The following is a 26302-nucleotide window of genomic DNA, read 5'->3' on the forward strand; positions in this document are numbered from 1 at the left end:
TGCGAACGCAGGGACCCATAGCCACCGGCCAAAATTGTTCTTGCAGGGATATTTGCCGTTCTGTCCTATCGATAGATCACGCGGTATGGGTCCCTGCGTTCGCAGGGACGACGGTGACAGACGTGCTCACCAACCGAGTGACGCTCACCCCGCCGGCTGGAACGAATCCGCGCGCGCCATCGCCCAGGCATCGCGGAAACGCGGATCCTGGGTGCCTTCTATCAACTCGCCCGGACGCAGCGAGGGATAGAGCTGCGCAAACGACAATGTGTCGTTCGTGGAGGATCGCTGCGAGAAATGGATCGGCCGCAATTGCCGCGGGTGGTCGAGGCCGGCGGCGGCGATAAGTTCGGACAGGGCGTGCAGGGTAGCGTGGTGATAATTGTAGACCCGTGCGGTCTTGTCCGGCACCACCAGCGCGCGGGCGCGGAGCGGATCCTGGGTGCTCACGCCGGTCGGGCATCGATCGGTATGGCAACTCAGCGACTGGATGCAGCCGAGAGCAAACATGAAGCCGCGCGCCGAGTTGCACCAGTCGGCGCCGATCGCCATCGCTCGCGCCATGTCGAATGCGGTCGCGATCTTGCCGGCGGCGCCGATCCTGATCCGGTCGCGCGCATTGATGCCGATCAGTGCATTGTGGACGAAATTGACGCCTTCGCGCATCGGCATCCCCAGATGGTCCATGAATTCCAGCGGCGCAGCACCGGTGCCACCTTCATTGCCGTCGACCACAATGAAATCAGGATATATCCCGGTCTGAACCATCGCCTTGCAGATCGCCAGGAATTCCCAGGGATGACCGAGGCACAGCTTGAATCCGGCGGGCTTGCCGCCGGACAGTCGTCGCATCTCGCCGATAAAGACCATCATTTCCAGCGGCGTCGAGAACGCGCGGTGCGTGGCCGGCGAAATGCAATCCTCGCCCATGGGGACACCGCGAATTTTGGAGATCTCTTCAGAGACCTTGGCCGCCGGAAGCACCCCGCCATGCCCCGGCTTGGCGCCCTGGCTGATCTTGAGTTCGACCATCTTGATCTGATCGTCGCTGGCGACGCGAGCAAATTCCTCCGGGTTGAACGAGCCGTCGCGGTTGCGGCAGCCGAAATAGCCCGAGCCGATTTCCCAGATGATGTCACCGCCGTGTTCGCGGTGGTAAGGACTGACGCCGCCCTCGCCGGTGTCATGCGCAAAGCTGCCCTTCTTCGCACCGCCATTTAGCGCCCGCACCGCGTTGGGGCTGAGCGCCCCAAAACTCATCGCCGAGATGTTGAAGACCGAGGCCGAGTACGGCTTGGTGCAGTCGGGTCCGCCGATGGTGACGCGAAATTGCTCTACGGCACGAGACTTCGGCGCCATCGAATGGTGCATCCATTCATAACCATCGCGATAGACGTCCTGCTGGGTGCCGAACGGCCGCTTGTCGAGCACCATCTTGGCGCGCTGATAGACCAGAGCGCGGGTATCGCGGGAGAACGGCATGCCGTCCTTCTCGCTCTCGAAGAAGTATTGCCGGATCTCGGGGCGGATTTCCTCTAGCAGGAAGCGGATGTGCGCTGAGATCGGATAGTTGCGTAGGACCGCGTGATTCTTTTGCAGGAGATCACGAATGCCGAGCAGCGTGAGCGCGCCGAAGATCGCGATCGGCACCAGCAGAAATTCCCAGACTTTTAGATTATTGTCGAAAATCCCGATGCCGATCAGCAACGCCGTGACGACGGCACAGACCGTTAGAATAATGTAGCGTGGCGAGAACGGAAGCAGCAGCGTATCCATGGAACCCCTCAGCCGGATTGTCGCGTCGCCGGCGCCAGCTTAGTCCAACCGCCGGAACGAACGCTACACGATATACGGAGCGGCATTCAGGCAAGTGACGGCGGCCTGGAAAAATAGTTGGCGGCTTCACCAGGCTAACATAAGCCTGTCGCCTTTTGCAGTGCAGCGTAGCGGTCCGGCGCCCGCCACTCAGTGGCTGTGCAACCGCATCTCGTGCGGAATCTTGCCCTGCAGCCCATGCTGGGCCAGCCACGTGGATATGATCGTCGGTTCGAGAGAAACCTTACGGTGAGCCCACCAGCGGGCATAGCGGCGGGAGAACGGGGCGGGCTACTGGGCGCAATCGGCCCAGCAGCCCGTAGCCCGGATGGAGCGAAGCGCAATCCGGGACAGATTCGTGGCGGATGAAGCGATCCCGGATTTCGCTTCGCTCCATCCGGGCTACAAGACTGTCAGCGCTCGACGAACGCCTTCTCGATCACGAAATGGCCGGGCGTGTTGTGGCTGCCTTCGAGGAAGCCGCCGGACTCGAACATCTGCTTCAGCTCTTCCAGCATCCCCGGGCTGCCGCACATCATGATGCGGTCGGTCTCGATGTTGAGCGGAGGCTGATGGATGTCGTTGAACAACTGCTCGGACGAGATCAGGTCGGTAATGCGGCCGCGGTTGCGGAACGGCTCGCGGGTCACCGTCGGGTAGTACAGCAGCTTCTCAGACAGCAGCGGCCCGAACAGTTCGTCCTCGCGCAGCTTGGCAACCAGCTCCTCGCCATAGGCGAGTTCGGAAACCTGACGGCAGCCATGCACGAGCACGATGGTCTCGAAGCGCTCATAGACATCGGGGTCCTTGATCAGGCTCGCGAACGGCGCGAGACCAGTGCCGGTCGACAGCAGCAGCAGGCGCTTGCCCGGAATCAGATTGTCGGTGATCAGCGTGCCGGTCGCCTTGCGGCCGACCAGGATCTCGTCGCCCTCGCGGATCTTCTGCAGCTTCGAGGTCAGCGGCCCGTCCGCGACCTTGATGGAGAAGAATTCGAGTTCTTCCTCGTGATTGGCGCTCGCCATGCTGTAGGCGCGCAGCAGGGGCCGGCCCTCGACCTCGAGGCCGATCATCGCAAACTGGCCGTTCTGGAAGCGAAAACCGGAATCACGGGTGGCTCGGAAGCTGAAAAGCGTATCGGTCCAGTGCCGGACAGCAAGAACCTTCTCTCTATAGAATGCGCTCATGGGTTTTCGTTTTTCCTGACGTCTCGATGTAGAACGTTTCGGTCTTCGGGCCTCGAAGTGCCAAAAATCAGCGAAATCATTGGCAATTTGGCGCTTCATTTGCGCACGGGACACACATAGTCAATATGACCCACAGCACAATTGAGAACTCGGAATGGCAGTCGGTCTATTTTACAAAAAGGTTCGATTGGCTTCGTTAACGCTTTCTCGCGCAATTAACTTGCTGAATTTGGCACCGATCTGGCAATAAATGACTACATCGAATTAAGAACGTTTCAAAAGAGATCGCATGCGAAGCCCCAGTGAGTTTCGAAAGGGAAAACCGGGCTTCTATCCGGACCAGGCGGTCTATGCCGAATTTGCCTGCGCCGAATTCGGGCTGGCATTTCGCGACCTCGACGGCGGCTCGGGATTGATATTCAGCGTCGCCTCGCGCGACAGGCTGCTTCATTTCGGCGCCGGCCGATGCTCCTGGTATCCGCAGAACAATGCGACGGCTTCGACGCTGGCGTCGGACAAGTTTTTTGCCAGCAGGATTCTCCGAGAGGCCGGTGTGCCGGCGCTCGGCGGCGAATATTTCTTCCTGCACGACCGCCACCGCGCGCATCGCCCGGCGGGCCATGAGCGCGTCGACGCCATCGACTGTTTCAGGAGATTGGGTGGAGCGGCCTTCATCAAGCCGCTCACGGGATCGCGCGGCGATTTCGCGGAGGCTGTTCACGGTGAAGCGGCGCTCGTCCGGTATCTCGATGACGTGATGAAGTACTATGACGCGGTCCTGATCCAGCCGATCGTCGATGCAACAGAGTATCGCATTTTCCTGCTCGACGACGACGCGCTCTATTGCGCGCGAAAGTATCCGCCATTCGTATCGGGCGACGGCGTGCACACCATGCGTGAATTGCTCACCGTCCACAATGATGCCCTGCGCGCACGCGGCCTCTCGCCTGCTTCGCTGCCGAACCAGGATCCGTCGCTCGATACTGTGCCGGCAAAGGGCGAACGCCGCGAGATCCCCGGACGCATGAATCTGAGCGCGGGCGGCACGATGGTGCTGGCGCCGGCGCCATCCGAAACGGCCGTCACCCTGGCGCGGCAGGCCGCCCGCGCGATTGGGCTTCGCGTCGCAGCCATCGACATGTTCGTCGATATCGGCGGCAATCCCGATGCTATCGAGATCATCGAGATCAATTCCAACCCGGCGATCCGGCTGCTGGAAGATTCCAGCCGCGGCGACCTGATCCTGAAGATCTGGCATCACACCTTCTCCGCCGTGGGACTGCTGTAGTGTTCGACCTGCCGAAATACGGCGACGGCGTCTGCCTCGCACGCATGGCCGAGCTGCTCGCGCATCTTTCCATCGATCGCGCGCGGCTGCAGCGCAACGCGGTGGTGGTAGCCGGCTCGAACGGCAAGGGCAGCACGGCGGCGATGTGCGCCGCTATCGGCCGCGCCTACGGCCTGCGCACCGGCCTGTTCACGTCGCCGCATCTCTTTCGCTTCAACGAACGGATTCAGGTCGACGGCATCGAGATCGGCGACGACGCACTCGTGCGCCTGAAGCGGCGGGTCGAAACCGCTGTCGCTACCGTCTCGAAGCGTGTGGACGAGAAGTTCGGCGCTTTCGAAGCACTGTTCGCGCTTGCCTGTTTGCACTTTCAGGAGAGTCAATGCGACTTCGCGGTGTTCGAGGCAGGTATCGGTGGCCGCTACGATCCTGTCCGTCTGGTGGGCGCGCGCGAGACCTGCGTCACCTCTGTTGACTACGAGCATGTCGAACTGCTCGGAAATTCGCTCGAATTGATCGCCTCCGACAAGAGCGACGCCTGCGTCGCCGGCGGCACGATCGTCTATGGCGAGAACTGCCGAGGCCTGCGGCCGCATCTCGTCGAACATAATCGCGGCGCGGGCCGCACCTCGCTGTTTGTCCGCGACGAGATCGGGATCGACAACGAGACTGTGGCGGCCTCAGATCAGCATTTTGATTTCCAGTTCGGATATCATGATTATTGCCGCCTTGAAGTGAACCTGCCCGGCGCATTTCAGTTCAACAATGCAGCCATTGCGGTCACCCTGTTTCTGCTCTGGCTGCAGCGCGAGCAGCCGCGCAAGGCTGCCGACCGGATCGAAGCCGCGATACGCGCCGGACTGCGCGAAGTGCGATGGCCCGGCCGCCTCGAAACCATCCAGCGGGACCCGCTCACCGTGATCGATGTCGGCCATACGCCTGATGGCATCCGGCAATCGCTTACAAGCCTCATGTCGATTCATGGCCGCGACGGCTGGATTCTCGTCACCGGTGCGTCGCGCGACAAAAGGGCCGACGAAATCGTCGGCGCGCTGGCGCCATCCTTTGACACGATCATTTGTACGGCAGCGCATCACAAGGGAGCCGACGCGCAAACCATCGCGGCCGCGGCGCGGCGCGGCAATCCCAAGGCGAACATTCATATCGCCGCGACGATCGCAGACGCGGTGCGGCTTTCGCAGGAGATGGCTCGGCACCAAAAGCGAAGCGTATATGTGGCCGGTGGATTATTCCTGGCGATCGAATACGCGACCGTCGTCAAGGACGGCCGCGCGGAGGATTTGGAGTTTTTCTGAACGTGGCGCACAATCCGCGCAGTCGAACGGCGCGTCTGCGGCCAGTACATTCGGAATAGGCCAAAATAAAACGACACCGAGGGGAGAACATCATGAGCGACACCGTCAATCGTCAGATCCTGCTGGTCGAAAAGCCGAGCGGCAAGCTCGGCCTTGAGCATTTCAACCTGGTCCAGGGTACCGTGCCCGCGCCGAAAGACGGCGAGGCGCTGGTGCGGACACGCTATATCTCGCTCGACGCCGCCAACCGGGCATGGATGCACGGCGCCACCTATCGCGCCGCAGTGGAGGCCAACACGGTGATGGCGGGCGGCAGCATCGCAGAGGTCGTCGCCTCGAAGGCTTCAAGTCTCGCGCCGGGCGATATCGTATTCGGCGACACCGGCTGGCAGGATTATGCCGCAGTATCAGCCAAGCATCTCACCAAGATGCCTGACATGGAGCCGATGACACATCTGCTCAGCGTCTACGGCATCGCGGGTCTCACCGCCTATTTTGGTCTGTTGCATGTCGGCAAGCCGAGGGAAGGCGAGACGGTAGTAGTCTCGGCGGCTGCCGGCTCCGTCGGATCGATCGTCGGACAGATCGCGAAGATCAAGGGCTGCAACGTCATCGGCATCGCCGGCGGCAAGGACAAGTGCCAGTGGCTGACTTCCGAACTCGGCTTCGACGCCGCGGTCGATTACAAGGACGGCGCGACCTTCAAGGCCCTGCGCGCCGCGGCGCCGAAGGGCATCGACGTCTATTTCGATAATGTCGGCGGCGACATTCTCGAGGCCTGCCTTTCGCTGATGAACAACCGCGGCCGCATCGCCTGCTGCGGCGCGATCTCGCAATATGACGGCGTGCCGTCCGCCCATGGCCCGCGCGGCGTGCCCGGCCTGATCGTAGTGAAGCGCCTCATCATGCAGGGCTTCATCGTAATGGATTACATGGACCAGAGCGGTCAGGCGCTCGCCGACCTGCAGTCCTGGGTCGCGTCAGGCAAATTGAAGGTGCAGGAAGACGTGATCGACGGGATCGAGAACACGCCGAAAGCGCTGATCGGCCTGCTCGCCGGCGAAAACCGCGGCAAGAGGATGGTGAGGGTGTAGACTCTCTATCAGCCGTCGTCCCGGCCAAGCGAAGCGCGAGCCGGGACCCATAGCCACCGCATCGAGTTTGGCGACGAGCTGGAGCTCCAGCTCGCCATAACCATGAAAACCTGTGGTTATGGGTCCCTGCGTTCGCAGGGACGACCGATAAATTGTTGCCTAATGCGCTGCGGGCGCTTGCGCCGCCTCCACCCCAGCCTTCTTCGCCTTCCGCTCCTTCAGCCAGTTCTCGAACCGCTGGATCACGACAAAGAACGTCGGCACGAACAGCACGGCGAGACACGTCGAGGCCAGCATGCCCGAAAACACGGTGATGCCGATTGACTTCCGCGCATTGGCGCCGGCGCCGGTAGCGAGCACAAGCGGTACGACGCCGAGGATGAAGGCAAACGACGTCATCAGGATCGGCCGAAAGCGGGCGCGCGCCGCGTTGACAGCGGATTCCAGCAGCGGCTTGCGGTCGCGCACGTGGAGTTCGAGCGCGACCTCCACGATCAGGATCGCATTCTTGGCCGACAGCGCGATCAAGAGGATGATGCCGATCTGGGTATAGAGGTTGTTCTCGATCCTCAATCCCGTCAGCACCGCCATCGGGCCGAGCAACGACAACGGCACCGCCAGAATGACCGAGATGGGCGCGTACCAGCTCTCATATTGCCCGGCCAGTACGAGATAGACCAGCAGCAAAGCAAGACCGAACGCCCAGTAGATTTGGCCGCCGACGACCTTCTCCTGGTACGACATCGCCGTCCATTCGAAGCCGGTGCCCTGCGGCAGTGTCTTGGCGGCGATCTCTTCCATCAGATTCATCGACTGGCCGGAGCTATAGCCCGTGGCCGGCAGACCGATGATGGTTGCCGACGGATAGAGATTGTAGAGACTGATCAGCGACGGGCCGACCGCAGGCGTGATCTTCGCCACCGCGCCGAGCGGGATCATGTCACCCTGGCTGTTGCGCACCGTCAGCCTCTCGATATCGCGCGGCGTCAGGCGGAACTGCGCATCTCCCTGCGCGTAGACCTGGAAGGTGCGGCCGAACTTGTTGAACTGGTTGACGAAGCTCGAACCCATGTAGGACGACAATGTCGAGAATATCTGATCGGTCGTGACATGCATGGTCTGGGCCTTGACCCTGTCAACCTCGACGTCGAACTGCGGCACCATTGAACGGAATGGCGAACTGACCCGCTGCAACGCGCTCTGCGTCGCCGCATTGGAGACCATGGCGCTGGTGATGGCCTGCAGCTTGCCGAAATCGGAATTGCCGTCCCGGAGCTGCACCTGCATCGCAAAGCCGGCAGCGTTGCCGATGCCCTGGATCGGCGGCGGCGGGACCACCAGGATCCGCGCTTCCTCGATCACGGACAGCTTCTCGTTTAGTCCTACGAACAGCGATCGCAGATCCTCGCCCTCACCGCGCGCGCTCCACTCCTTCAGGATCAGATAGGCCACGCCGGCATTGGCGAGGCTGGAAGAATTGTCGAGCGCCGAGATGCCGGCAATGGCGATCACCTGCTCGACGCCCGCCGCCTTGCCCGTTATTTCGCTGACCCGCGTCAGCACACGCTGGGTTCGATCCAGCGACGCGCCGTCGGGCAGTTGCACGGCCACCAGCAGATAGCCCTGATCCTCGATCGGGATAAAGCCGGTCGGCACCCGCGACAGGCCATAACCGCCGATCGCGATCAGGATCAGCGCGCAGATTACCGAAACGTTGCTATGCGCGACCAGCCGGCTGATCAGCCGGCCATACCAGGCTTCGATACGGTTATAGACCGCGTTGAAGCCGCGGTAGAAGAAGTTGCGCTGCTCCGGCGGCGCGGGCGGGCGCAGCCATAGCGCGCACTGCGTCGGCTTCAGCGTCGCCGCGTTGATGGCGCTGAGCAGCGCGGTGGCGGCGATGACCAGCGCGAACTGCGCATACATCCGCCCCGTCAATCCCGGCAGGAACGCCGACGGCAAGAACACCGACACCAGCACCAGCGTGATGCCGACGATCGGCGCAAACAGCGCGTCCATCGCGCTGATCGCGGCGTCATGGCCGGACATGCCTTTCTCGATGTTATGAGCGGCACCTTCGACCACGACGATCGCGTCATCCACGACGATGCCGATCGCGAGCACGATCGCAAACAGCGTCGAGATGTTGACGGTGAAGCCGAGCGCCGCCATCGCCGCAAACGCGCCGATGATCGTGACCGGCACCGTGGTCGCCGGCACCAGCATCGCACGCCAGTCCTGCAGGAAGATCAGGATCACGACGAGAACGAGCAGGCCGGCCTCGATCAGCGTCTTGTAGACCTCGTTGATCGATTCGGAGACGAACTTGGTGGTGTTGAACGGCGTGTCGTACTTGATGTCCTGCGGGAATCCCTTCGCCAGCTCCGCCATTTTTTTCTGAACCGCCTGCTCGACTTCGAGCGCGTTGGCGCCCGGCGACTGGAACACGCCGATGCCGGTGGCTGGCTTATTGTTGAGCGAGAACATCTGGCTGTAGGTCTGGGCGCCGAGCTCGACCCAGCCGACGTCGCGCACGCGCGTGACGTCGCCGCTGCTGCCGGTCTTGACGATCACGTTTTCGAACTCGGTGGTGTCATCGAGCCGCCCGCTGACGTTCAGCGTATACTGAAACGCTTGCCCCGCTGGCGCCGGCGGCGCTCCGATCTGGCCGGCGGTGACCTGCTGACTCTGCTGCTGGATTGCGGAGATGACATCCTGCGGCATCAGGTTGCGCGCCTGCAGCTTGTTCGGATCAAGCCAGACCCGCATCGAATATTGACCGGCGCCGAACACGGTGACATTGCCGACGCCGGGCAAACGCGACAGCTCGTCGCGGATGTTGATGGTGGCGTAGTTGCTCAGGAACAGACTGTCATAGGTCGCTTTCGGCGACGTCAGCGTCACGAACAAGAGGATCGCCGTCGACCTCTTCTGCACGGTGACGCCCTGGTTCTGCACCGATTGCGGCAACTGCGACAGCGCACTCGACACCCGGTTCTGCACCAGCACCTGCGCAAAGTTGAGGTCGGTGCCGATCTTGAACGTAACCGTCAGCGAATAGGAGCCGTCGGCGCCGCTATAGGACTGCATGTAAAGCATGTCCTCGACGCCGTTGACCTGCTGCTCGATCGGCAGCGCCACCGTGTCGATCACGGTTTTCGCGCTGGCGCCGGGATAGCGGGTGGTGACCTGCACCGTCGGCGGCACGACGTCGGGATATTGCGCGACGGCGAGCCGGAACAGGCAGACGCCGCCGATCAGGATCATCAGGATAGCGATGACGTTGGAAAGGACGGGCCGCTCGATGAAGAATTTTGAAATCATGGCCGGCTCCTACTTGGCCGCTGCCGGCTGCGCTTCGACTTTCTTCAGTTGCGGATCGACCTTCTGGCCGGGAATCGCGCGCAACAGCCCGGCGGTAATGACGCGGTCGTCGGCCTTCAGGCCTTCTTCAATGACGCGCAGCTCGCCTTCCAGCGGCCCGACGCGCACCTTGCGCTGTTCGACGATGTTTTCGCCGTTCACGATCAGCACGTAGCGTCCAGACTGATCGCTGCCGAGGGCGACATCAGGCACGAACAGCGCGTTCTGCACCTGATCCAGGGGTACGCGGACCCGGACAAAGAATCCGGGCAACAGGGCACGGTCCGAATTGGGCAGCACGCCGCGCACGGGAAGCGTACCGGTCGACTGGTTGAGCGTTGTGACGGCATAGTCGAGTCTGCCCTTGTGCGGAAAGCCGGTCTCGGTCTGCAGCCCGACCTCGACCGGTAACTGCCTGAGATCGTCCGCCGTCATCCCGCGCCGGCGGGCTTCCTCGCGGATCCGCAGCACGTCTTGTTCATTGACGTTGAAATTCACATAGATGGGATCGAGCGCCACGATGGTGGCGAGTTGCGTCGGCGACGACGCGCCGACGAGTTCGCCGACGGAGACGAGATGCGCGCTGACGACGCCGTCGAACGGCGCGACCACATTGGTGTAACCATAATTGACCGCCGCGATCTTGGTGTTGACCTGCGCCTGCAGCAGGCTCGCCTGCGCGTTGTCGCGCGCCGCCGTGGAATTATCCAGCGTGGCCTGGGAAACGGCCTGCCGCTGCACCAGCTCTTGCTGGCGCTTGAAGTCCGCCTCGGTCTGTCTCACCGATGCCTGCGCGCCGCTTTCCGCAGCCTGCGCTTGTTCGAGCTTGAGCTTGTAAGTGTCAGGCTCGATCGTGAACAGGGATGTGCCCTCCTTCACGAAGGCGCCGTCCTTGTAGTTGATCGATTGCAGAAAGCCCTGCACGCGCGCAACCAGATCGACATTCTTGATCGCGGCGGTATTGCCGGTCGTTTCCAGATAGCGCGTGAAAGGCCGCTGCACCGGCGGCGCGACTTCGACCTTCGGCGGCGGCGGCGGGACAAAAGTATTTTGTTCGCAGGCACTTAAGATGCCCATCGCCGCAATCGCGAAAGCTGACCGGCAGGCGATCGCGCCCCCTTGTCCGGCGATGCCGAATGATCTCAAGCGTGCAGGCGAACGCGAAGCCTTCATTTTCAGTGCCCCAATAGGTTTTGTTCTGGAAAAGGCTTTATTCAAAAACTGGCTTTCCGCCACCCCATGAAAATAGCAACAATCCGCTTGCAGCGGAACCGGAAAGCGAAAATGATGCAGCCCGATTTTTTTCGTAGGCACATTTCACTTCGGTTGACGCGGCGGCTTGCGGCGACGACAAAAGGATTTTTCAAATGATCAACATATTGACGCGCGCGAGAAAACTTGGCCCGCTACTGGCGGCCGCGATATTCGCAACTGCAGCGCCGGCGCTTGCGCAAGCGCCGAGCCAGTCGCAACGCGACGCAATCAAGTCCCAGTGCCGCTCCGATTACATGGCGCGTTGCTCCAGCGTGCTGCCGCCTCCGCGAAAGGCGAGGATCAACTGAACAAGGCGAACCGGGATATGCCAATCAAGCTTGGCGAGCTTGTAGAGACCGTCGAGGAAGTTCAGTAACAGGAGTATGACGCCGAACAACATGACGCTGCCGGCCGGCAACCAAGCGAGATCGGCGTGCGCGCACGCCGCGACAGCCATCCGCAGAACCTTCCAAAAAGGCTTTCAGTAAGAAAATTTCCAGACTGAATACCAACAGTACAAGTCCGGGAGATCAACATGCGTTACTTGCTGATCACTGCATCCGCCCTCTTCGCCTTGGGCACCACCATGACTTTTGAATCGACTGAAGCCAATGCCGCAGTATGCGCCAGGGGCGTCTATCGCGCCGGCTGCGCCGGACCTCGCGGCGCGGTCGTCGTCCGCAAACCAGCCGTGGTTTGCAGGACCGTATGGGTAGACGGCGTGAGGGTCCGCCGCTGCACCTGAGCCCACGCGCTCCGTCAAAGGTCTGGTGAGCCGCCGCAGAGCGGACAACCGTTCGCGGATGGAACCGGGCTAAAGCACGCCATGTGCCCGGTCCTGAAGCATCGGGACCGGCCCCAAACCTGCGCTTCCCGCCAATTTTTCTGTAGCGCAAATTTCCGGCGCGGATTAGTCTCCGGCCCAAATTAATCAGTATACTGTCAAATGGGGAGGAAGACGTGCGTATCGCCGTCATCGGCGGAGGCCCCGGCGGCCTCTACTTCGCTTATCTCTGGAAGCGGCGTCATCCGGACGCGCATATCGACCTGTTCGAACAGAACCCGGAAGGCGCGACCTGGGGTTTCGGTGTGGTGTTTTCCGAGCAGGCGCTGGAATTTCTGCGCGCCGACGATCATGAAACCGTCGACGCCATCACGCCGCGGATGGAGAGCTGGAAGAACATCACGCTCAATCTGCATGGCCAAAGCGTCGAGATCGACGGCATCGGCTTCTCCTCGATCGGCCGGCTCGAACTGCTGACCATCCTGCAGCAACGCGTGCGCGCGGCAGGCGTCACCGCGCGGTATGACACCACGATCCAGTCGATCGACGAGCTCAGGGGATATGACCTCATCGTCGCCGCCGACGGGCTGAACTCGCTGGTGCGCCGCGGCTTTGAGAAGGAATTCGGCGCCACGGTTTCGCACTCGACCAACAAGTTCGCCTGGTATGGCACCAGCAAACGTTTTGCCACCCTGTCGCAGACTTTCGTGAAGACCGCCCTGGGATCGTTCAACGCGCACCACTACCGCTACTCACCCTCGATGAGCACGTTCCTGGTCGAATGCGATGCGGCGACCTGGCAGGCCTACGGCTTCGAGCACAAGTCGATCGAGCAGTCGCAGGCGATCTGCGAGGAGATATTCGCAAGCACGCTCGACGGCCATGCGCTGGTATCGAACAAATCGGTGTGGCGCAATTTTCCCTGGATCTGGAACGAAAACTGGTCGCACGGCAACATGGTGCTGATCGGCGACGCCCTGCATACCGCGCATTTCTCGATCGGCTCGGGAACGCGGCTCGCCATCGAAGACGCGATCGCGCTGACCAAGGCGCTGGAGGCGGAGACGGAGATTCCGGCAGGCCTTGCCCGCTACCAGGCCGAACGCAAGCCGATCGTGCAGAAGCTGGTGACGGCGGCGCGCACCAGCGCCGACTGGTACGAACACTTCCCCGAGCACATGAAGCTCGACCTGATGGATTTCGCCTATAGCTACATCACCCGCTCGGGGCGGATCGCCGACGCCCGGCTGCGTGCGATGTCGCCGGAATTCATGGCGCGCTACGAGGCGGAAAAGAAGACCGGGAGCCAGGCATGACAATGATTTTAGATTTGGTACCCCGCGACAATCCGGGCGCGCGCGAGATCGGCTTTTCGATTCCCGAAAGCTATAACGCCAGCAGCATCCTGTTCGACAATCTCGCCCAGGGCCGTGGCGACCGGTTGGCGCTGACCGGCCCCGGCGGCACGCGCACCTATGCGCAGCTCTGCGCCGAGGCGTCGCAATGGGGGCACGGCTTTCAGTCGCTGGGCTTGAAGCGCGGCGACCGCATCCTGATGTTCCTCGACGACACGCCGGCCTATCCTGCGGCGTTTTTCGGCGCGGTGCGCTCGGGTTTCGTGCCGCTGTTGATCAACACGCTGACGCCGCCGGAACTGCTACAGTTCTATCTCTCGGACGCCGGCGCGGCGGTAGCAGTCGCGGAGGCCGAGTTTGCGTCGCGGTTCAACGCGGAGGCCTGCAAGGACACGCCGCTTAAAACCCTCGTCGTGGTCAATGGCGCAGCGGGCGAACACGTCGTGCCGAAAACTTTCGTTGCGCAACAATGGCTGCAAGGTTTCCCGGCCGATCTAACGGAAGCCGACACCAAGCGCGACGACATGGCGTTCTGGATGTATTCGTCAGGCTCGACCGGACGTCCCAAGGGCATCGTGCATCTACAACACGACATGGCCTATAGCGAGCGGGCGTTCGCACGCAACGTGCTCAAGCTTACGCCCGATGACATCTGCTTCTCGGTGCCGAAGATCTTCTTCGCCTACGGCTTTGGCAATGCCATCACCTTTCCCTTCTCGGTCGGCGCGGCGACCCTGCTGCTGCCCGGCCAGCCGAAACCGGCCGCGATCTTCGAGGCGATCGAAAAATATCGGCCGTCGGTATTCTACGGATTGCCGACGCTCTACACCTCGCTGACCAAGGCCGAGGGCGCGGCCGCCACCGACTTCTCGTCGCTGCGGATGGCGCTGTCGGCCGCCGAGGTGCTGTCGGCGGAAGTCTTCAACGGCTGGAAGGCGCTGACGGGCCTTGAGATCATCGAGGGCCTCGGCTCGACCGAAGTGCTGCACATCTATCTCTCCAACCGCCCCGAGAGGAAAAAGCTCGGCGCCGCGGGCCTGCGCGTCCCCGGCTACGAAATCCTGCTCAGAGACAAGGACGGCCGCGAGGTCGGCGACAATGAGGAAGGCATTTTGTGGGTGCGCGGCGATTCCAACACGCCGCTCTACTGGAATCGGCCCGACAAATCGGCAGAAACCATTCGCGAGGAGGGGTGGATCTACACCGGCGACCGTTTCCAACGCGATGCCGACGGTTTCCATTTCTTCCGCGGCCGCGCCGACGACCTGATCAAGATTTCAGGTCAGTGGGTCTATCCGCTGGAGGTCGAGCTGTGCCTGGCCGAGCACCCGGACATCAGGGAATGCGCGGTGTTCGCGGCCGAACTACCTGATAGACGCATGACGCTGAAGGCGGTTGTGGTGATGAACAAGGGCGAGTTCGACAGCAAGGACGCTACGCGGAAGCTGCAGGATTACGTCAAGGCGAAGCTGCTGCCGTACAAATATCCGCGCGAGATCCGGTTCATTGCGGAATTGCCGAAGACCGGCACGGGCAAGATCGACCGTCAGGCGTTGATCAAGATGTAGCGGAGCTACAAACTCGATGTCGTCCCTGCGAACGCAGGGACCCATAACCACCGGCGCCGGCAATTATGATAGGTGACGACCAGAACGCCTTAACGAGAGATCACGCGGTATGGGTCCCGCCGTTCGCCGGGACGACAGCGGAGTTTTTGGCGCCAACTCCGTGTCGCTCGCACGCCCCTTCACCCCGCCTTCCCCAGATGCTCCAGCGCATCTTCCGCGCGCAGCGGCACGCGCGAGGCTTCGTTGTTGAGATCGACGAGTTGTGTCAATAGCGCCAGCAGGGTCTTGCGGTCGGCCGGCTTCAGCGGCTGCAGCATCCGCAACTGCGCGCGCTCTACCGAGGGCATGATGTCGCGCAGCGCAACTGCGCCCGATTTGCTGAGATAGAGCAACTTGACGCGCTTGTCCTCCCGCGAGGGCTTGCGCTCGATCAGCGCCTTGCTCTCCAGCCGCTCGATCACGTTGCCGAGCGTGGAACGGTCGAAGGCGATCACCGCCGACAGCCGAGTGGCGTCAATGCCGGGATGGGTATGGATTGCCACCAGCGCCGCATATTGCACCGGCGTCAGGTCGAACGCGCTGCATTCCTCGACGAAGATCGAGACCGCGATCTGCTGCATCCGGCGGAACAGGTAGCCGGGCGCGGTGTAGACCGCATCCATCGTGATGGGTGATGGCTTACTCGGCATCGCCCTGCCTGTCCGGTGCGGCGTCGGTGAACGCCTTCATTTCCTTTGCTGCGGCCTCTGCCTCGAGCAGGCGAGGAAAGGCCGCGACATCGACGCCGAACCGCCGCGCGTTCGCAAGCTGCGGCACCAGGCAGAGGTCCGCAATCGTAGGCTTGTCGCCGAAACAGAACGGCCCCTGCTCGCCCCTGACCAGGGCTTCGCAGGCCGACAAGCCCTCGCGATTGGCCCAGGCCGCCCATTCCGTCACCTTCTCTTCCGCCAGGCCGAGCTGCCGCAGCCGGGCCAGAACCTTCAAATTCTGCACCGGATGGATGTCGCAGGCGATCGCCAGGGCGAAGGCGCGCACCTTGGCGCGGCGCAGCGGATCCTCTGGCAGTAGCGGCGGATTGGGATGGGTCTCGTCCAGCCATTCGATAATGGCGAGCGACTGGGTCAGCGCCGTGCCGCTGTCATCCTCCAGCGTCGGCACCAGCCCCTGCGGGTTGATCGCGAGATAGGTGGGCGCGCACTGTTCGCCCTTGCGAAGGTGGTGCGGCAGATGCTCTGCCGTAAGCCCCTTGAGGTTGAGCGCGATCCTGACCCGGTATGCCGCGCTGCTGCGGAAATAGCCATGCAGCTTCATCGGAACCTCCCTGATTCTTCTGACTTGTTGAGGTTTACCACATTGACGCTACCCATATTGTAAGTATACTGTCAATCATCAAACGATCATAAGAACGACGGGAGGCTTGCCATGGAAGCCGTGCAGAAGACGCCGGAACGCGAGGCGTTCTACAAGAAGATCGACGGCGAGAATCTCTCCGCGCTGTGGAACGTGCTGGGCGATCTCGTCACGCCGGAGCCGCGAAGCGCCTGCCGGCCTCACCTATGGAAATTCGATTCGATCCGCGATTACATGACCGAAGCCGGCAAGCTGATCACCGCCAAGGAAGCAGAGCGGCGGGTGCTGGTGCTGGAAAATCCGGGCCTGCGCGGCCAGTCCAAGGTCACGACGTCGCTGTTTGCCGGTGTGCAGATGGTGGTCCCGGGCGACGTCGCCCCGGCGCATCGCCACAGCCAGTCGGCGCTGCGCTTCGTGCTCGAGGGCAAGGGCGCCTATACCACCGTCGACGGCGAGCGCACCGCGATGGAGCCGGGCGATTTCGTCATCACGCCCTCGATGACCTGGCACGATCATTCCAACGAAACATCCGAGCCGATGTTCTGGCTCGACGGGCTCGACATTCCGATGGTGCAGTTCTTCGACGCCTCCTTTGCCGAAGGATCGAACGAGGACCAGCAGAAGATCTCTAAGCCTGTTGGCGATAGCTTTGCGCGCTATGGCCACAACCTGCTGCCGGTCGACGAGAAGCGCAAATCCAAGACCTCGCCGATCTTCAACTATCCCTACAGCTACACCCGCGAGGCGCTGGAGCGGGCCAAGACGCGCGACGAATGGGACGCCTGCCACGGGCTCAAGCTGAAATTCTCCAATCCCGAGACTGGCGACTTCGCGATGCCGACGATCGGCACCTTCATCCAGCTATTGCCGAAGGGTTTTAAGACCGCGCGCTACCGCTCGACCGACGCCACCGTGTTCGCCGCGATCGAAGGCAAGGGCCGCACGCGGATCGGCGACCAGACGTTCGAGTGGGGCGCGCGCGACCTCTTCGTGGTGCCGAGCTGGCACTGGGTCACACACGAGGCCGATACTGACTCGGTGCTGTTCTCGTTCTCCGACCGCCCGGTGCAGCAGAAGCTGGATTTGTTGCGCGAAGATCGCGGAAACGCGTGAATGGTCTATCGTCGTCCCTGCGAAAGCAGGGACCCATAATCACCGGCCTTCGTTGTGCGGAAAGTGTCAGCCACTGTGCTGATCGACAAATCACGCGGTGTGGGTCCCTGCGTTCGCAGGGACGACAGTAGACTCGTAGGGTGGGCAAAGGAGCGTTAGCGACGTGCCCACCATTCTTGCGGCGATCGAAATGGTGGGCACGCTTCGCTTTGCCCACCCTACGCTCCGCATCACCGCCAGTGCAGCAACCGCGCTTCCAGCACGTTGATCGCCTTGCCCACCGCCAGTCCGAACAGCGACAGGATCACGACACCGGCCAATAGCTGATCGGTCTGCATGAGATTGCCGGCCTGCAACACGAAGGCGCCGATGCCGAACTGGGCGCCGATCATTTCCGCGCTGACGACGAGCAGCAGCGCCACCGAAGCGGTGATGCGGAAACCGGCGAGGATCGAAGGCAGCGCGCCCGGCCAGATCACTCTGACAACAATGGCGTGGAACGGCACATTAAAACTCTGCGCCATCCGGATCAGGTTGCGCGGCACCGCGTCGACGCCGCTATAGACCGAGATCGCGGTCGAGAAGAACACGCCGAGCGCAATGGTCGCGATCTTCGGCTCCTCGCCGATCCCGAGCCAGAGGATCAACAGCGGCAGCAGCGCAATCTTCGGAATCGGAAACAGCGCCGAGATGAAGGTGATGCCGACGCCGCGCGCCAGCGTCGACAGCCCGATCGCAAATCCGACGATCACGCCGGCCGCGGTGCCGAGCAGCCAGCCTGAGCCTATGCGAACCACCGAAGCCGCAACGTGCTGCCACAGCGCGCCTGTCATCGCGAGCTTGTAAATCGCAACCGCGATGGCTGAGGGCGCCGGCAGGAACAGCGGGCTAACCCAGCCCGCGCTACCGGCGAACTGCCACAGCGCGATCACCAATACCAGCGCGATCCAGCCCGAAGCGCGCCCATCGCTCGGCATAAAGCCCGCGCCGCGGAAGGCAACCGGCCGCGGCCCGCTCTCATCTCCCAGCGTTTGCTGCGGTGCGCGCTCAAGCATGCTGCACCTCGCGCTCGGCATCGATCGCCTCCTCGCGGATCAGCGACCACAGGTCGTTCTGCAACGCCAGCAACTTGCCACGCGCATCGATCGCACCGCGCTCGGCGCGCGTCATCGGGATTTCGACGATCTCCCTGACGCGACCGGGGCGGCGCGACAGCACCACGATACGATCGGCGAGCCGCACTGCTTCCTCCAGATTATGCGTGACATAAACCGCGCCCATCGCACCGTCGGCGAGCAGGCGGATAAAGTCCTCCATCAGCAGTTCGCGGGTCTGCGAATCCAGCGCCGACAATGGCTCGTCCATCAAGAGAATCGCCGGCCGCACCGCGAGCGCCCGCGCAATGCCGACGCGCTGGCGCATGCCGCCGGAGAGTTGTTTTGGATAAGCGCTCCGAAAATCCGACAGGCCGGTGCGGCGCAGCGCGTCATCGACGACAGCTTTGCGCGCCGCAGCACCGAGCGCGGTGTGAGCCAGCGGAAATTCGACGTTCGCTTCCACCGTGCACCACGGCAGCAGCGCAAAATCCTGAAACACGAAGGTTAGCGGATTGAGGCTGCCGGCCGGCGCTGCGCCGCGCAATTGTGCCTGCCCTTCGCTTGGCCGCAACAGCCCGCCGAGGATCGACAGTAGCGTGCTCTTGCCGCAGCCCGAGGGACCGACGATCGCGACCACCTCACCCGAGGCGACGGTGAACGATACGTTATCGAGCACGTCGAGCCCGCCGAAGCGGTGGCTGATATGGTCGGCGATCAGATCCATTTGGTTCCAGCGTTTTCCGACGAGATTGGGGAACTACTTGGCCTCATGGTTCGGGACGCGCGGCACGCCGCGCTCCTCACCACCATGAGGGGTGAGGCCAGCGCCTTGCGTGGGTAGCCCCTCATGGTGAGGAGCCGCAACGCGGCGTCTCGAACCACGAGGCCCCGACTTTATCAACTCGCCACATCAATCCGCCTTCACATATTCCTTCGCGATGATCGCATCCGCTGCAAATCCCTTGTCGACAAAGCCCTGCTCCTGCAGCCAGCTAATCTGATTGGCGACATTCTTGACGTCGAGCTTGCCGTCAGGATCGATATAGGCGCAGTTGCCGACCACCTGCTCGACCGGCAGGTTGGTGTATTTGGCGATGATCTCGAGCAACGGCTTGGTCTTGTCGTTGATATCGGCTTTGCCGTCCTTCACCGAGGCCAGGATCACGTCATGATACTCGCGATCGGCGTGCGCCAGCGCGGCCAAAAGCTTGGTCACCAGCGCCTTGTTCGTCAGCGTCTTCGGCGAGGCGAACACGGCGCCGAGTTGCCAGGGCGTCTCGTCGCCGACCCAGCCGAGGAGCTTGGCGCCACCGGAATCCACCAGCGACCGCGCGGTCGAGATCGGCAGCAATGCGGCATCGACGGTTTCGCCCTTGAGCGCCGCGGCGGCATTCGACAGCGACTGCAGCGGCAGCACCTTTACGTCCGCCAGCTTGAAGCCGTATTTGTCGGCGAGCAGGCCAAGCGAATAATGGAAGCTGGAGCCGACTTGAGTGACCGCGATGCGCTTGCCGGCAAGATCCTTCGGCGTCTTCAGTCCGGCCGCATAGGCGTTGTTGCTGGCGAAATAGCCGATCAGCGGATAGCCCGCCTTCTCGCGGCTCATGCCGCCGATCACCTTCAGCGTGCCCTTGCCGGCGAGATTGTAGAGCCCGGCGGTAAACGCCGTGATGCCGAAATCGACGTCGCCAGACGTGGTCGCCACCGCGATCGGCTGCGCCGCGTCGAAGAATTTCAGTTCGATATCGAGCCCGGCCTCGCGGAAATAGCCCTTGTCCTGCGCGATGAACACCGGCGCCGAGGACGACAGCCGGAGCACGCCGATTTTGGCCTTCTGCGCATCATCGGCCCGCGCGATTCCGCCCGCCGCCATCGCCAACAGGCCCGCCAGCGCGAGCCGCGCAAATTTCGTCATCCGGTCTCCTCCGCGTCTTGTTATTCGCATGCCATCCACTTGGTCGTCCCTGCGAACGCAGGGACCCATACGCCGCGGCCTTACTTTGGGCACAAGGGCAGACGGCTTTTGCTATTATCAAGTCCTGTGTTTATGGGTCCCTGCGTTCGCAGGGACGACGTAGCATATTTCGGAACTCACCGTTCTATAGCCCCTCGGGCACGCTTTGATCCCGCCCGATGAACGCGCCCTGTTGTTTTAGCATCTGTTGCAACTTTTCAACCGCAATGTCGCGCGGAATCGTATTCCCCGACAGCGCCATTGCCGCGGCGGAGCCTGCCGCCTCCCCCATCGCAAAGCAGGCGCCGGAGACCCGCGCCGCCGACTGGCCGTCATGGGTCATCGAGGCGCAGCGCCCGGCCATCAGGAGGTTGTCGATCCCCTTAGGTACCAGCATGCGATAGGGCAATTCGTTGAAGCCGCGCGATTCCGGGATCGGCGGGAACTTGAAGACGACATCGCCGGCGACATGCTGCTCCATCGGCCAGCCATTGACGCCGATGGAATCCTCGAACGAGGCGCAGCCCAGCACATCCTCGCCCGACAGCATGTAGCCGCCGATCACCCGGCGCGTCTCGCGGATGCCGAGCTGCGGCGGCAGGTCGACGATGTAGGATTTTTCGAAGCCGGGCACCGTGCGCAGGAATTCGAACGCCTGGACGGCCTGCCGCCGCCCCTCGATTTCGCCGTGCGTCATCTGGTCGGGATCGATCCCGCTGACCGCGGTGCCGTCCTCGCGCGCGAGCTGGGTAAAGTTCACCCGCCATTCGATGCCGGAGCGCTGCGGCCGTACGATCGCAGTCTTGCGCGGAAAGCGATGCATGCCCGCGGCTTCCGCCTTTTCCATCAGCGCCGGAATGGTCCGCCAGGCGTCGCCCGCCTTCTCGGGATCGATGCCGTTGAGGCGGAACATCATCGAGGGGTAGAGCATGCTGCCGGCATTGTCGCCGACTTCAAACGGCGCACCCGCCCAGGCCGCAAGATCGCCGTCTCCCGAGCAGTCGATGAAGATGCCGGCGCGCACCGCCTGACGACCCGCTTTGGTCTCCACCATCAGCGCATGGATGCGTTTATTGTCATCCTTCACCACGCCGGCACCCAGCGCATGAAAGAGGATGTCGACCTTGTGCGCCGCCAGCAGGTCATCCGCCGCGATCTTGTAGGCCGCTGTGTCGTAAGCCTGCGCAAAAATCTTGCCGAGGATCAGATGCGGCGCGTTGAGCCCGTCGAGCCGGTCGATTCGCGCCAGCAGATCGGAGGCGATGCCCTGCACCACCCGATGCATCTCGCCATGGACGTTCGCATGCAGCCCGCAGAAATTCGTCACGCCGGCGGCTGTGCCCATGCCGCCAAGAAAGCCGTAACGCTCGATCAGCAGCGTGCGGCGGCCGGTGCGCGCGGCGGCAACCGCCGCCGCAATGCCGGCAGGACCGCCGCCGAGCACAGCGACCTCATATTCGCCGTAGATCGGGATCTGGCGCGCGGGTTCTTCGATTGTCCTGGCCGTCACTGGTCGCTTCCATTCCCTTTGAGTTTGTTGGAGACACTATGAATTGACGCGCAATGCACTACAATCCACCAAATTGCGCGATCAGCTTTCTCGAATCGTGAAAAGTGGATGGATACGCTCACGAACCTTCAGGCCTTTTTGGCCTCCGCCGACGCTGGCGGGTTTTCCGCCGCTGCCCGCAAGCTGAATGTCTCGACGTCGGTGGTTTCCAAGCGGGTCACGCAACTCGAAGCCCAGATTGGTATTGCGCTGTTCCGTCGCTCGACCCGCCAGTTGCGATTGACCGAGGCGGGCCAGCAATATCTGCATCGCGCCCGCGGCGTGGTGGCCGATGTCGGTGACCTTCTCGCACGCATGGGCGAGAAAGACCGCGATCTGGCCGACCATCTTCGCATCAAGGCTCCCACATCGCTCACCATTGCCCGACTTGCCGACGCGTTCAGCGCCTTCCAGACGCAAAACCCCCGGCTGAAACTTGAAATCGTGCTGATCGATCGGCCGGTGGATCCGGTGACGGAAGGATTTGACATCGCCATCGGCGCATTTCCGCATTCATTCGGTGGCGTCGTTGACGAACCGCTGTGCTCGCTCAAGCGGCTACTGTGCGCTTCGCCCGCTTATCTTGCAGCGCATGGCGTGCCGCAGCATCCGCGCGATCTGGTTGAGCATCGTTGCCTGAGCTTTCTTCCCACCGGATCGGAATGGGTGTTCGACGGGCCACGTGGCCGAACCAGCATTCAGGTGCGCCCGCTCCTGAGTTCGAACGAAGGCCACGTGCTCGTGAAGAGCGCGATCGCTGGCAACGGCATTGCCTTCATCTCGCACTATCTAGTGGCCGATGCGCTGAGCAATGGCACGCTGCAGGCGGTGCTGCCGGATTTCCAGATTCCCGAACTATGGGTCAAGGCCACCATTCCGGAGCGACGCGTCAACGCCGCTGCGGTGCAGGCGCTGCTGCAGCAATTGAGACGTTCGCTCACGCCGGCACTGTAGAACGCAGGGGACTTACGTTCCGACCTGCAGCGGCGAGGTGAGCTTGCGCAGCGCCGCGATCACCGAGAGCGCGGTGATGCGGCCCGTCTTCGGGTTTTCCGACGGGACGTTCTCGATCGACATCGCAAACGAGGCGGAGTCGGATTCGACCCTGATCTGGTGACAGTTGCGCGTCACGGTCGGATCGGCCCAGATCTCGATCGTCGTGCGATCGGGCCCGATGCCGGCGAGCGAAAGCGCCGCAACAACATTGACGTTGGCGGGAAAGGCCGCGGCCGCATCCCGCGCCGAGCCCTTGAAAACGCATAGCGCGGACTTCAGGCCTTCCATCGAAATCCCGTTCTCGACGAGATAGGGCGCGCCGGCGAGACCTCCGGGCGGCTTGCGCGTGATCATCTCTACCTTGGTGATGGTGCCTTCGGCGGCGGCCGATACCGCATCGAAACCGATCAGGGCGCCAGTCGGCACGATGATCTGGCCACCATGCGCCCGCGCGAGATCGACGAGATCGGGACGCGGCAGCAGCGCACTGGCGCTGAGCACCATGACTTGCTTGCCGGCGCTCAGCATCGGCCGGCAGATCTGATCGAGGATATCAGCCGGCGCACATTCGACGACGAGGTCGGCGTGATCAGGCAGTTCATCGAGCGAAACCAGCGGGCAGGAGATGCCCTCGCGATCGAGCCAGGCCTGCGCCTTTGCCTGGTCCCTTGCTGTAATCGCGGCCAGCGAGAGGCCCGGCACCCCCTGCGAAAGCTTGCGCGCCACGGTTCGGCCGATCTCGCCCAGCCCGGCAATGGCGATGCGTTTGGATGGCAAATTCGATACTCCTGCAACGGACATCATGTGGCGCAGCAGAGCCTGACGCTTATGCCTCGTGATCCCAATTCGCCGCTCGCTTTTCCGCAAACGAAGCAAGCCCCTCCGACGCTTCTTTCGTCTGCCGTCGCGCCGAGTGCATTTTCACCAGTCGCGCGTAAGCCTCGTCGTCGACACTCAGCCCGCCAAACGAGCTTTCCATCGCCAGCCGCTTGGTCTCGGCCATCGCTTCCGGGCCATTGGCGAGCAGTTGCTCCACCACCTTCGCGCCTGCCGCCTCCAGCTCGGCCAGCGGCACCACCTCATGCACCAGCCCAATACGCCGGGCCTCCTCTGCGCCGAACCGTTCGCCGGTCAGCGCATAGCGGCGCACCTGGCGAACGCCGATGGCGTCGCAGAGTTGCGGGATGATGATCGCGGCTGTGAGGCCCCAGCGCACTTCGGTGATCGAGAACAGCGCATTGGCGGCAGCGATCACGACGTCACATGCCGAGATCACGCCGGTGCCGCCGCCGAAGCAGCCGCCCTGCACCAGCGCGACCGTGGGGATCGGCAGCGTATTGAGCCGCTGCACGGCCTCGAATGTCGCGCGCGACACGGCCTCGTTCTCGTCAGCCGATTTTGGCCGCACGCCGTTGATCCACCTCAGGTCGGCGCCGGCCTGGAAATGCTTGCCATTGCCCTTGAGCACGACGACGCGAAGGCTCGGCTTCTTGCCGAGTTCGTCCATCGCCGCGAGCACGCCGTTGATGAGCCCGGCGTCATAGGCGTTGTTCACCTCGGGACGGTTTAATGTGACCGTGGCGACGCCGCGCCTGTCGAGATTCCACAAAACCGGATTGGCATTCATTCGCGGGCCCTTTTGTTCGGCATCTTGTTATGCCGGACAATAGGCCGGGATCGCAGCTCTTGTCACCGCCGCCGACCTATCGGCGGCCGCGGCGCTGCATCATATCTGACCTGTCGGCAAAGGAGGCCCGCCTTGGGCCGATCGCCTCGAATTGAGCCTTCTGCTCGTCGCTCAACATCACATAGAAATCATCGAGCGCCGTGCGCACGAGTTGGACCGACGCCTGCATGACGTCGAGCCGCTTGCCAACGGCAGCGAGCCGCGCCGGCGGCGTGGCCGCTTCGTCGATCCGGCATGATGTGGCCAGCATGTCGGCCGCCTTTGCGCTGGCGTTCTGCAGGGCGGTAAGACCGGTGCGCTGCGCATCGGTCGGATGCAGCCTTGCCTCGATCTCCTCGGCCGGCCATTGCAAGCTCAAGGATTGCGTGACGTCACAGGGCCGCGCAAATGACCTCGACCTGCTACGGCGCCGCTCGGTCTTCCTCTCCTGATCTTCAGCGATCGCGTTCAGCCGCGCTTTCTGCTCGTCGTTCAGCAGGCCGTAGAACTTGTCCAGCGGCGGCTGCACGGTCGCGACGCCTGATATCATTGCCTCGATGCGCTGCTGCATCGAGGCAAGCCGGCCGGACGCCGTCAGCGCAACCGTGGTCGGGCACGCCGCCTTGATCTTCTGCGCCGCCGTCACCGACGCATTGGCGAGATCGTCAAGGGCCGCGCGCTGCACCTCGGTCGGTTCGATCGTCTGCGCGATCAGGTCGATCGGTAGCCCGGCGATTTCGCGGCTGTCCTCACCGCACAATAGCGCAAGCCGGTCTGGGCCGGTGCTGGAGGAACCGCGCGGCGGCAGGTAGCCCGTAAGACCCTGATAGTCGTAGGGCCCGAACAGGCCGGCATAAATGTCGTCGTAGCCATAGTACCAGAACGGCGCGCCGACATTGGGTCCCCACAGCGTGTAGTCGTAGATGTCGTGATAAGCGAACGGCCAGAACAGTGGGCCGACCCAGCCGTACCCGCCGTTGCCGTGTCGCCACCAGCCGCCGCCTCTGGACCGTCCGTATTGCCATCCCGCAAGCGCGGCGCCCGCGGTGACGCTGGCCCGCATCGCCGGACTATGCAGTGCAGCGGTGTGGCGATAGCTGCGGGCGAGCGCGCGCGAGTTCAGCGCGCGGCCGCTTCCGGCAAAATTCATGCGGTGCGCGGAGAATGAACGATGGGCGGATCTGGCATGAAAACGGTGTGCGGATCTGGCATGAAAATGGCCGCCGCCATGATGCCGGCCGCCGAAATGATGGCCGTGACCATGGCCGCCGCCACGATGGCCGCCACCATGATGACCGCCACCTCGACCGCCGCCGTGGCCGCCTCCATGACCGCCTTTCGCTATCGCAAAGTCCGCCACGGATAACGCCATGGAGAAAACAATAGCGGCAATTCCCAGTGCGATTTTTGACATGGCACGTCCCCTCATCGTCGCACGTCCCATTGTCGCTATGCCGCAAGCCTGACGGCACGCGGATGAACACCGACTGAACGGCACCGGTTCCCACGCCACCAAGGCCGCGCGCTCCGCAACCCGCCCTGTGCGGCGGGCC

At 62.7% G+C, this 26302-nt stretch carries 24 protein-coding genes; 9 read left to right on the plus strand and 15 right to left on the minus strand.

Going from position 1 to position 26302, the window contains the following annotated elements; translation table 11 throughout:
* Positions 1 to 144: 144 nt before the first annotated feature.
* Both GWE18_RS20795 and GWE18_RS20800 read right to left on the minus strand, forming a co-directional pair.
* Positions 145 to 1776: an FMN-binding glutamate synthase family protein gene (locus tag GWE18_RS20795; protein WP_275187571.1), complete on the minus strand. Its 1632-nt coding sequence runs from the start codon at positions 1774 to 1776 to the stop codon at positions 145 to 147.
* Between the two features lie 452 nt (positions 1777 to 2228).
* The gene (locus GWE18_RS20800) at positions 2229 to 3002 is read right to left on the minus strand and encodes a ferredoxin--NADP reductase (RefSeq protein WP_275187572.1); all 774 of its coding nucleotides are present in this window, start codon (positions 3000 to 3002) and stop codon (positions 2229 to 2231) included.
* Positions 3003 to 3291: 289 nt separating this feature from the next.
* On the opposite strand from GWE18_RS20800, the gene GWE18_RS20805 reads away from it, so the two are divergent.
* From GWE18_RS20805 to GWE18_RS20815, 3 genes are all read left to right on the plus strand, one after another.
* Positions 3292 to 4290 (plus strand): hypothetical protein, encoded by a 999-nt coding sequence (locus GWE18_RS20805; protein ID WP_275187573.1) that lies wholly within the window; start codon positions 3292 to 3294, stop codon positions 4288 to 4290.
* On the plus strand, positions 4290 to 5606 hold the full coding sequence (locus GWE18_RS20810) for a cyanophycin synthetase (RefSeq protein WP_275187574.1): 1317 nt from the start codon (positions 4290 to 4292) through the stop codon (positions 5604 to 5606). The genes GWE18_RS20805 and GWE18_RS20810 overlap by 1 nt, the downstream gene beginning before the upstream one ends.
* A gap of 92 nt (positions 5607 to 5698) precedes the next feature.
* Positions 5699 to 6700: an NADP-dependent oxidoreductase gene (locus GWE18_RS20815; protein ID WP_275187575.1), complete on the plus strand. Its 1002-nt coding sequence runs from the start codon at positions 5699 to 5701 to the stop codon at positions 6698 to 6700.
* Between the two features lie 159 nt (positions 6701 to 6859).
* Here GWE18_RS20815 and GWE18_RS20820 read toward each other — a convergent pair whose 3' ends face one another.
* Both GWE18_RS20820 and GWE18_RS20825 read right to left on the minus strand, forming a co-directional pair.
* Positions 6860 to 10024 (minus strand): efflux RND transporter permease subunit, encoded by a 3165-nt coding sequence (locus tag GWE18_RS20820; RefSeq protein WP_275187576.1) that lies wholly within the window; start codon positions 10022 to 10024, stop codon positions 6860 to 6862.
* Positions 10025 to 10033: 9 nt separating this feature from the next.
* Positions 10034 to 11140 carry an efflux RND transporter periplasmic adaptor subunit gene (locus GWE18_RS20825; protein ID WP_275187577.1) on the minus strand — a complete coding sequence of 369 codons (1107 nt, stop codon included), beginning with the start codon at positions 11138 to 11140 and terminating at the stop codon, positions 10034 to 10036.
* Between GWE18_RS20825 and GWE18_RS20830 the strand changes: the two genes are divergently transcribed.
* Complete coding sequence (locus GWE18_RS20830) at positions 11133 to 11306, plus strand: hypothetical protein (RefSeq protein WP_275187578.1); 174 nt, start codon at positions 11133 to 11135, stop codon at positions 11304 to 11306. The genes GWE18_RS20825 and GWE18_RS20830 overlap by 8 nt on opposite strands.
* Positions 11307 to 11567: 261 nt before the next feature.
* On the opposite strand, the gene GWE18_RS20835 is transcribed toward GWE18_RS20830, so the two are convergent.
* Complete coding sequence (locus GWE18_RS20835; protein WP_275187690.1) at positions 11568 to 11774, minus strand: hypothetical protein; 207 nt, start codon at positions 11772 to 11774, stop codon at positions 11568 to 11570.
* 78 nt (positions 11775 to 11852) lie between these two features.
* On the opposite strand from GWE18_RS20835, the gene GWE18_RS20840 reads away from it, so the two are divergent.
* The 3 genes from GWE18_RS20840 to GWE18_RS20850 all read left to right on the plus strand — a co-directional run bounded on the left by GWE18_RS20840 (position 11853) and on the right by GWE18_RS20850 (position 15024).
* A complete protein-coding gene (locus tag GWE18_RS20840) occupies positions 11853 to 12062 on the plus strand; it encodes a hypothetical protein (protein ID WP_275187579.1) in 210 nt (69 codons plus the stop codon).
* Between the two features lie 215 nt (positions 12063 to 12277).
* Positions 12278 to 13417 (plus strand): FAD-dependent monooxygenase, encoded by a 1140-nt coding sequence (locus GWE18_RS20845; RefSeq protein WP_275187580.1) that lies wholly within the window; start codon positions 12278 to 12280, stop codon positions 13415 to 13417.
* A complete protein-coding gene (locus GWE18_RS20850; RefSeq protein WP_275187581.1) occupies positions 13414 to 15024 on the plus strand; it encodes a benzoate-CoA ligase family protein in 1611 nt (536 codons plus the stop codon). Before GWE18_RS20845 ends, GWE18_RS20850 begins: the two co-directional genes overlap by 4 nt.
* 179 nt (positions 15025 to 15203) lie before the next feature.
* Here GWE18_RS20850 and GWE18_RS20855 read toward each other — a convergent pair whose 3' ends face one another.
* Entirely contained in the window at positions 15204 to 15713 is a 510-nt protein-coding gene (locus GWE18_RS20855) for a MarR family transcriptional regulator (protein ID WP_275187582.1), read from the minus strand.
* Positions 15703 to 16335 (minus strand): maleylacetoacetate isomerase, encoded by a 633-nt coding sequence (maiA, locus tag GWE18_RS20860; RefSeq protein ID WP_275187583.1) that lies wholly within the window; start codon positions 16333 to 16335, stop codon positions 15703 to 15705. Before maiA ends, GWE18_RS20855 begins: the two co-directional genes overlap by 11 nt.
* Before the next feature lie 111 nt (positions 16336 to 16446).
* On the opposite strand from maiA, the gene gtdA reads away from it, so the two are divergent.
* On the plus strand, positions 16447 to 17487 hold the full coding sequence (gtdA, locus tag GWE18_RS20865) for a gentisate 1,2-dioxygenase (RefSeq protein WP_275187584.1): 1041 nt from the start codon (positions 16447 to 16449) through the stop codon (positions 17485 to 17487).
* Between the two features lie 230 nt (positions 17488 to 17717).
* On the opposite strand, the gene GWE18_RS20870 is transcribed toward gtdA, so the two are convergent.
* From GWE18_RS20870 to GWE18_RS20885, 4 genes are all read right to left on the minus strand, one after another.
* On the minus strand, positions 17718 to 18542 hold the full coding sequence (locus GWE18_RS20870; protein ID WP_275187585.1) for an ABC transporter permease: 825 nt from the start codon (positions 18540 to 18542) through the stop codon (positions 17718 to 17720).
* Positions 18535 to 19308: an ABC transporter ATP-binding protein gene (locus tag GWE18_RS20875; RefSeq protein ID WP_275187586.1), complete on the minus strand. Its 774-nt coding sequence runs from the start codon at positions 19306 to 19308 to the stop codon at positions 18535 to 18537. The genes GWE18_RS20870 and GWE18_RS20875 overlap by 8 nt, the downstream gene beginning before the upstream one ends.
* A 186-nt stretch (positions 19309 to 19494) precedes the next feature.
* A complete protein-coding gene (locus GWE18_RS20880; protein WP_275187587.1) occupies positions 19495 to 20499 on the minus strand; it encodes an ABC transporter substrate-binding protein in 1005 nt (334 codons plus the stop codon).
* A 184-nt stretch (positions 20500 to 20683) separates the two neighbouring features.
* A complete protein-coding gene (locus tag GWE18_RS20885) occupies positions 20684 to 22048 on the minus strand; it encodes an FAD-dependent oxidoreductase (protein ID WP_275187590.1) in 1365 nt (454 codons plus the stop codon).
* A gap of 108 nt (positions 22049 to 22156) precedes the next feature.
* Between GWE18_RS20885 and GWE18_RS20890 the strand changes: the two genes are divergently transcribed.
* Entirely contained in the window at positions 22157 to 23041 is an 885-nt protein-coding gene (locus GWE18_RS20890; RefSeq protein WP_275187591.1) for a LysR family transcriptional regulator, read from the plus strand.
* A 12-nt stretch (positions 23042 to 23053) separates the two neighbouring features.
* On the opposite strand, the gene GWE18_RS20895 is transcribed toward GWE18_RS20890, so the two are convergent.
* The 4 genes from GWE18_RS20895 to GWE18_RS20910 form a co-directional block, all read right to left on the minus strand.
* Positions 23054 to 23884 carry an aspartate dehydrogenase gene (locus tag GWE18_RS20895; protein ID WP_275187592.1) on the minus strand — a complete coding sequence of 277 codons (831 nt, stop codon included), beginning with the start codon at positions 23882 to 23884 and terminating at the stop codon, positions 23054 to 23056.
* Positions 23885 to 23909: 25 nt separating this feature from the next.
* Positions 23910 to 24710, minus strand: coding sequence for an enoyl-CoA hydratase-related protein (locus GWE18_RS20900; protein ID WP_275187593.1), 801 nt, complete (start codon positions 24708 to 24710; stop codon positions 23910 to 23912).
* Between the two features lie 76 nt (positions 24711 to 24786).
* The gene (locus GWE18_RS20905; protein ID WP_275187594.1) at positions 24787 to 25899 is read right to left on the minus strand and encodes a Spy/CpxP family protein refolding chaperone; all 1113 of its coding nucleotides are present in this window, start codon (positions 25897 to 25899) and stop codon (positions 24787 to 24789) included.
* The gene (locus GWE18_RS20910; protein WP_275187595.1) at positions 25896 to 26078 is read right to left on the minus strand and encodes a hypothetical protein; all 183 of its coding nucleotides are present in this window, start codon (positions 26076 to 26078) and stop codon (positions 25896 to 25898) included. The genes GWE18_RS20905 and GWE18_RS20910 overlap by 4 nt, the downstream gene beginning before the upstream one ends.
* Positions 26079 to 26302 lie beyond the last annotated feature (224 nt).

The organism is Bradyrhizobium sp. CSA112 (genome assembly GCF_029051645.1).
Taxonomy (GTDB): domain Bacteria; phylum Pseudomonadota; class Alphaproteobacteria; order Rhizobiales; family Xanthobacteraceae; genus Bradyrhizobium.

What these genes read in the sequence shown, in the direction of transcription:
- GWE18_RS20795 (WP_275187571.1), bottom strand. Translation starts at nt 1,776, where the DNA reads ATGGATACGCTGCTGCTTCCGTTCTCGCCACGCTACATTATTCTAACG.
- GWE18_RS20800 (WP_275187572.1), bottom strand. Translation starts at nt 3,002, where the DNA reads ATGAGCGCATTCTATAGAGAGAAGGTTCTTGCTGTCCGGCACTGGACC.
- GWE18_RS20805 (WP_275187573.1), top strand. Translation starts at nt 3,292, where the DNA reads ATGCGAAGCCCCAGTGAGTTTCGAAAGGGAAAACCGGGCTTCTATCCG.
- GWE18_RS20815 (WP_275187575.1), top strand. Translation starts at nt 5,699, where the DNA reads ATGAGCGACACCGTCAATCGTCAGATCCTGCTGGTCGAAAAGCCGAGC.
- GWE18_RS20820 (WP_275187576.1), bottom strand. Translation starts at nt 10,024, where the DNA reads ATGATTTCAAAATTCTTCATCGAGCGGCCCGTCCTTTCCAACGTCATC.
- GWE18_RS20830 (WP_275187578.1), top strand. Translation starts at nt 11,133, where the DNA reads ATGCCCATCGCCGCAATCGCGAAAGCTGACCGGCAGGCGATCGCGCCC.
- GWE18_RS20825 (WP_275187577.1), bottom strand. Translation starts at nt 11,140, where the DNA reads ATGGGCATCTTAAGTGCCTGCGAACAAAATACTTTTGTCCCGCCGCCG.
- GWE18_RS20835 (WP_275187690.1), bottom strand. Translation starts at nt 11,774, where the DNA reads ATGGCTGTCGCGGCGTGCGCGCACGCCGATCTCGCTTGGTTGCCGGCC.
- GWE18_RS20840 (WP_275187579.1), top strand. Translation starts at nt 11,853, where the DNA reads ATGCGTTACTTGCTGATCACTGCATCCGCCCTCTTCGCCTTGGGCACC.
- GWE18_RS20850 (WP_275187581.1), top strand. Translation starts at nt 13,414, where the DNA reads ATGACAATGATTTTAGATTTGGTACCCCGCGACAATCCGGGCGCGCGC.
- GWE18_RS20855 (WP_275187582.1), bottom strand. Translation starts at nt 15,713, where the DNA reads ATGCCGAGTAAGCCATCACCCATCACGATGGATGCGGTCTACACCGCG.
- maiA (WP_275187583.1), bottom strand. Translation starts at nt 16,335, where the DNA reads ATGAAGCTGCATGGCTATTTCCGCAGCAGCGCGGCATACCGGGTCAGG.
- gtdA (WP_275187584.1), top strand. Translation starts at nt 16,447, where the DNA reads ATGGAAGCCGTGCAGAAGACGCCGGAACGCGAGGCGTTCTACAAGAAG.
- GWE18_RS20870 (WP_275187585.1), bottom strand. Translation starts at nt 18,542, where the DNA reads ATGCTTGAGCGCGCACCGCAGCAAACGCTGGGAGATGAGAGCGGGCCG.
- GWE18_RS20875 (WP_275187586.1), bottom strand. Translation starts at nt 19,308, where the DNA reads ATGGATCTGATCGCCGACCATATCAGCCACCGCTTCGGCGGGCTCGAC.
- GWE18_RS20880 (WP_275187587.1), bottom strand. Translation starts at nt 20,499, where the DNA reads ATGACGAAATTTGCGCGGCTCGCGCTGGCGGGCCTGTTGGCGATGGCG.
- GWE18_RS20890 (WP_275187591.1), top strand. Translation starts at nt 22,157, where the DNA reads ATGGATACGCTCACGAACCTTCAGGCCTTTTTGGCCTCCGCCGACGCT.
- GWE18_RS20895 (WP_275187592.1), bottom strand. Translation starts at nt 23,884, where the DNA reads ATGTCCGTTGCAGGAGTATCGAATTTGCCATCCAAACGCATCGCCATT.
- GWE18_RS20900 (WP_275187593.1), bottom strand. Translation starts at nt 24,710, where the DNA reads ATGAATGCCAATCCGGTTTTGTGGAATCTCGACAGGCGCGGCGTCGCC.
- GWE18_RS20905 (WP_275187594.1), bottom strand. Translation starts at nt 25,899, where the DNA reads ATGAATTTTGCCGGAAGCGGCCGCGCGCTGAACTCGCGCGCGCTCGCC.
- GWE18_RS20910 (WP_275187595.1), bottom strand. Translation starts at nt 26,078, where the DNA reads ATGGAGGCGGCCACGGCGGCGGTCGAGGTGGCGGTCATCATGGTGGCG.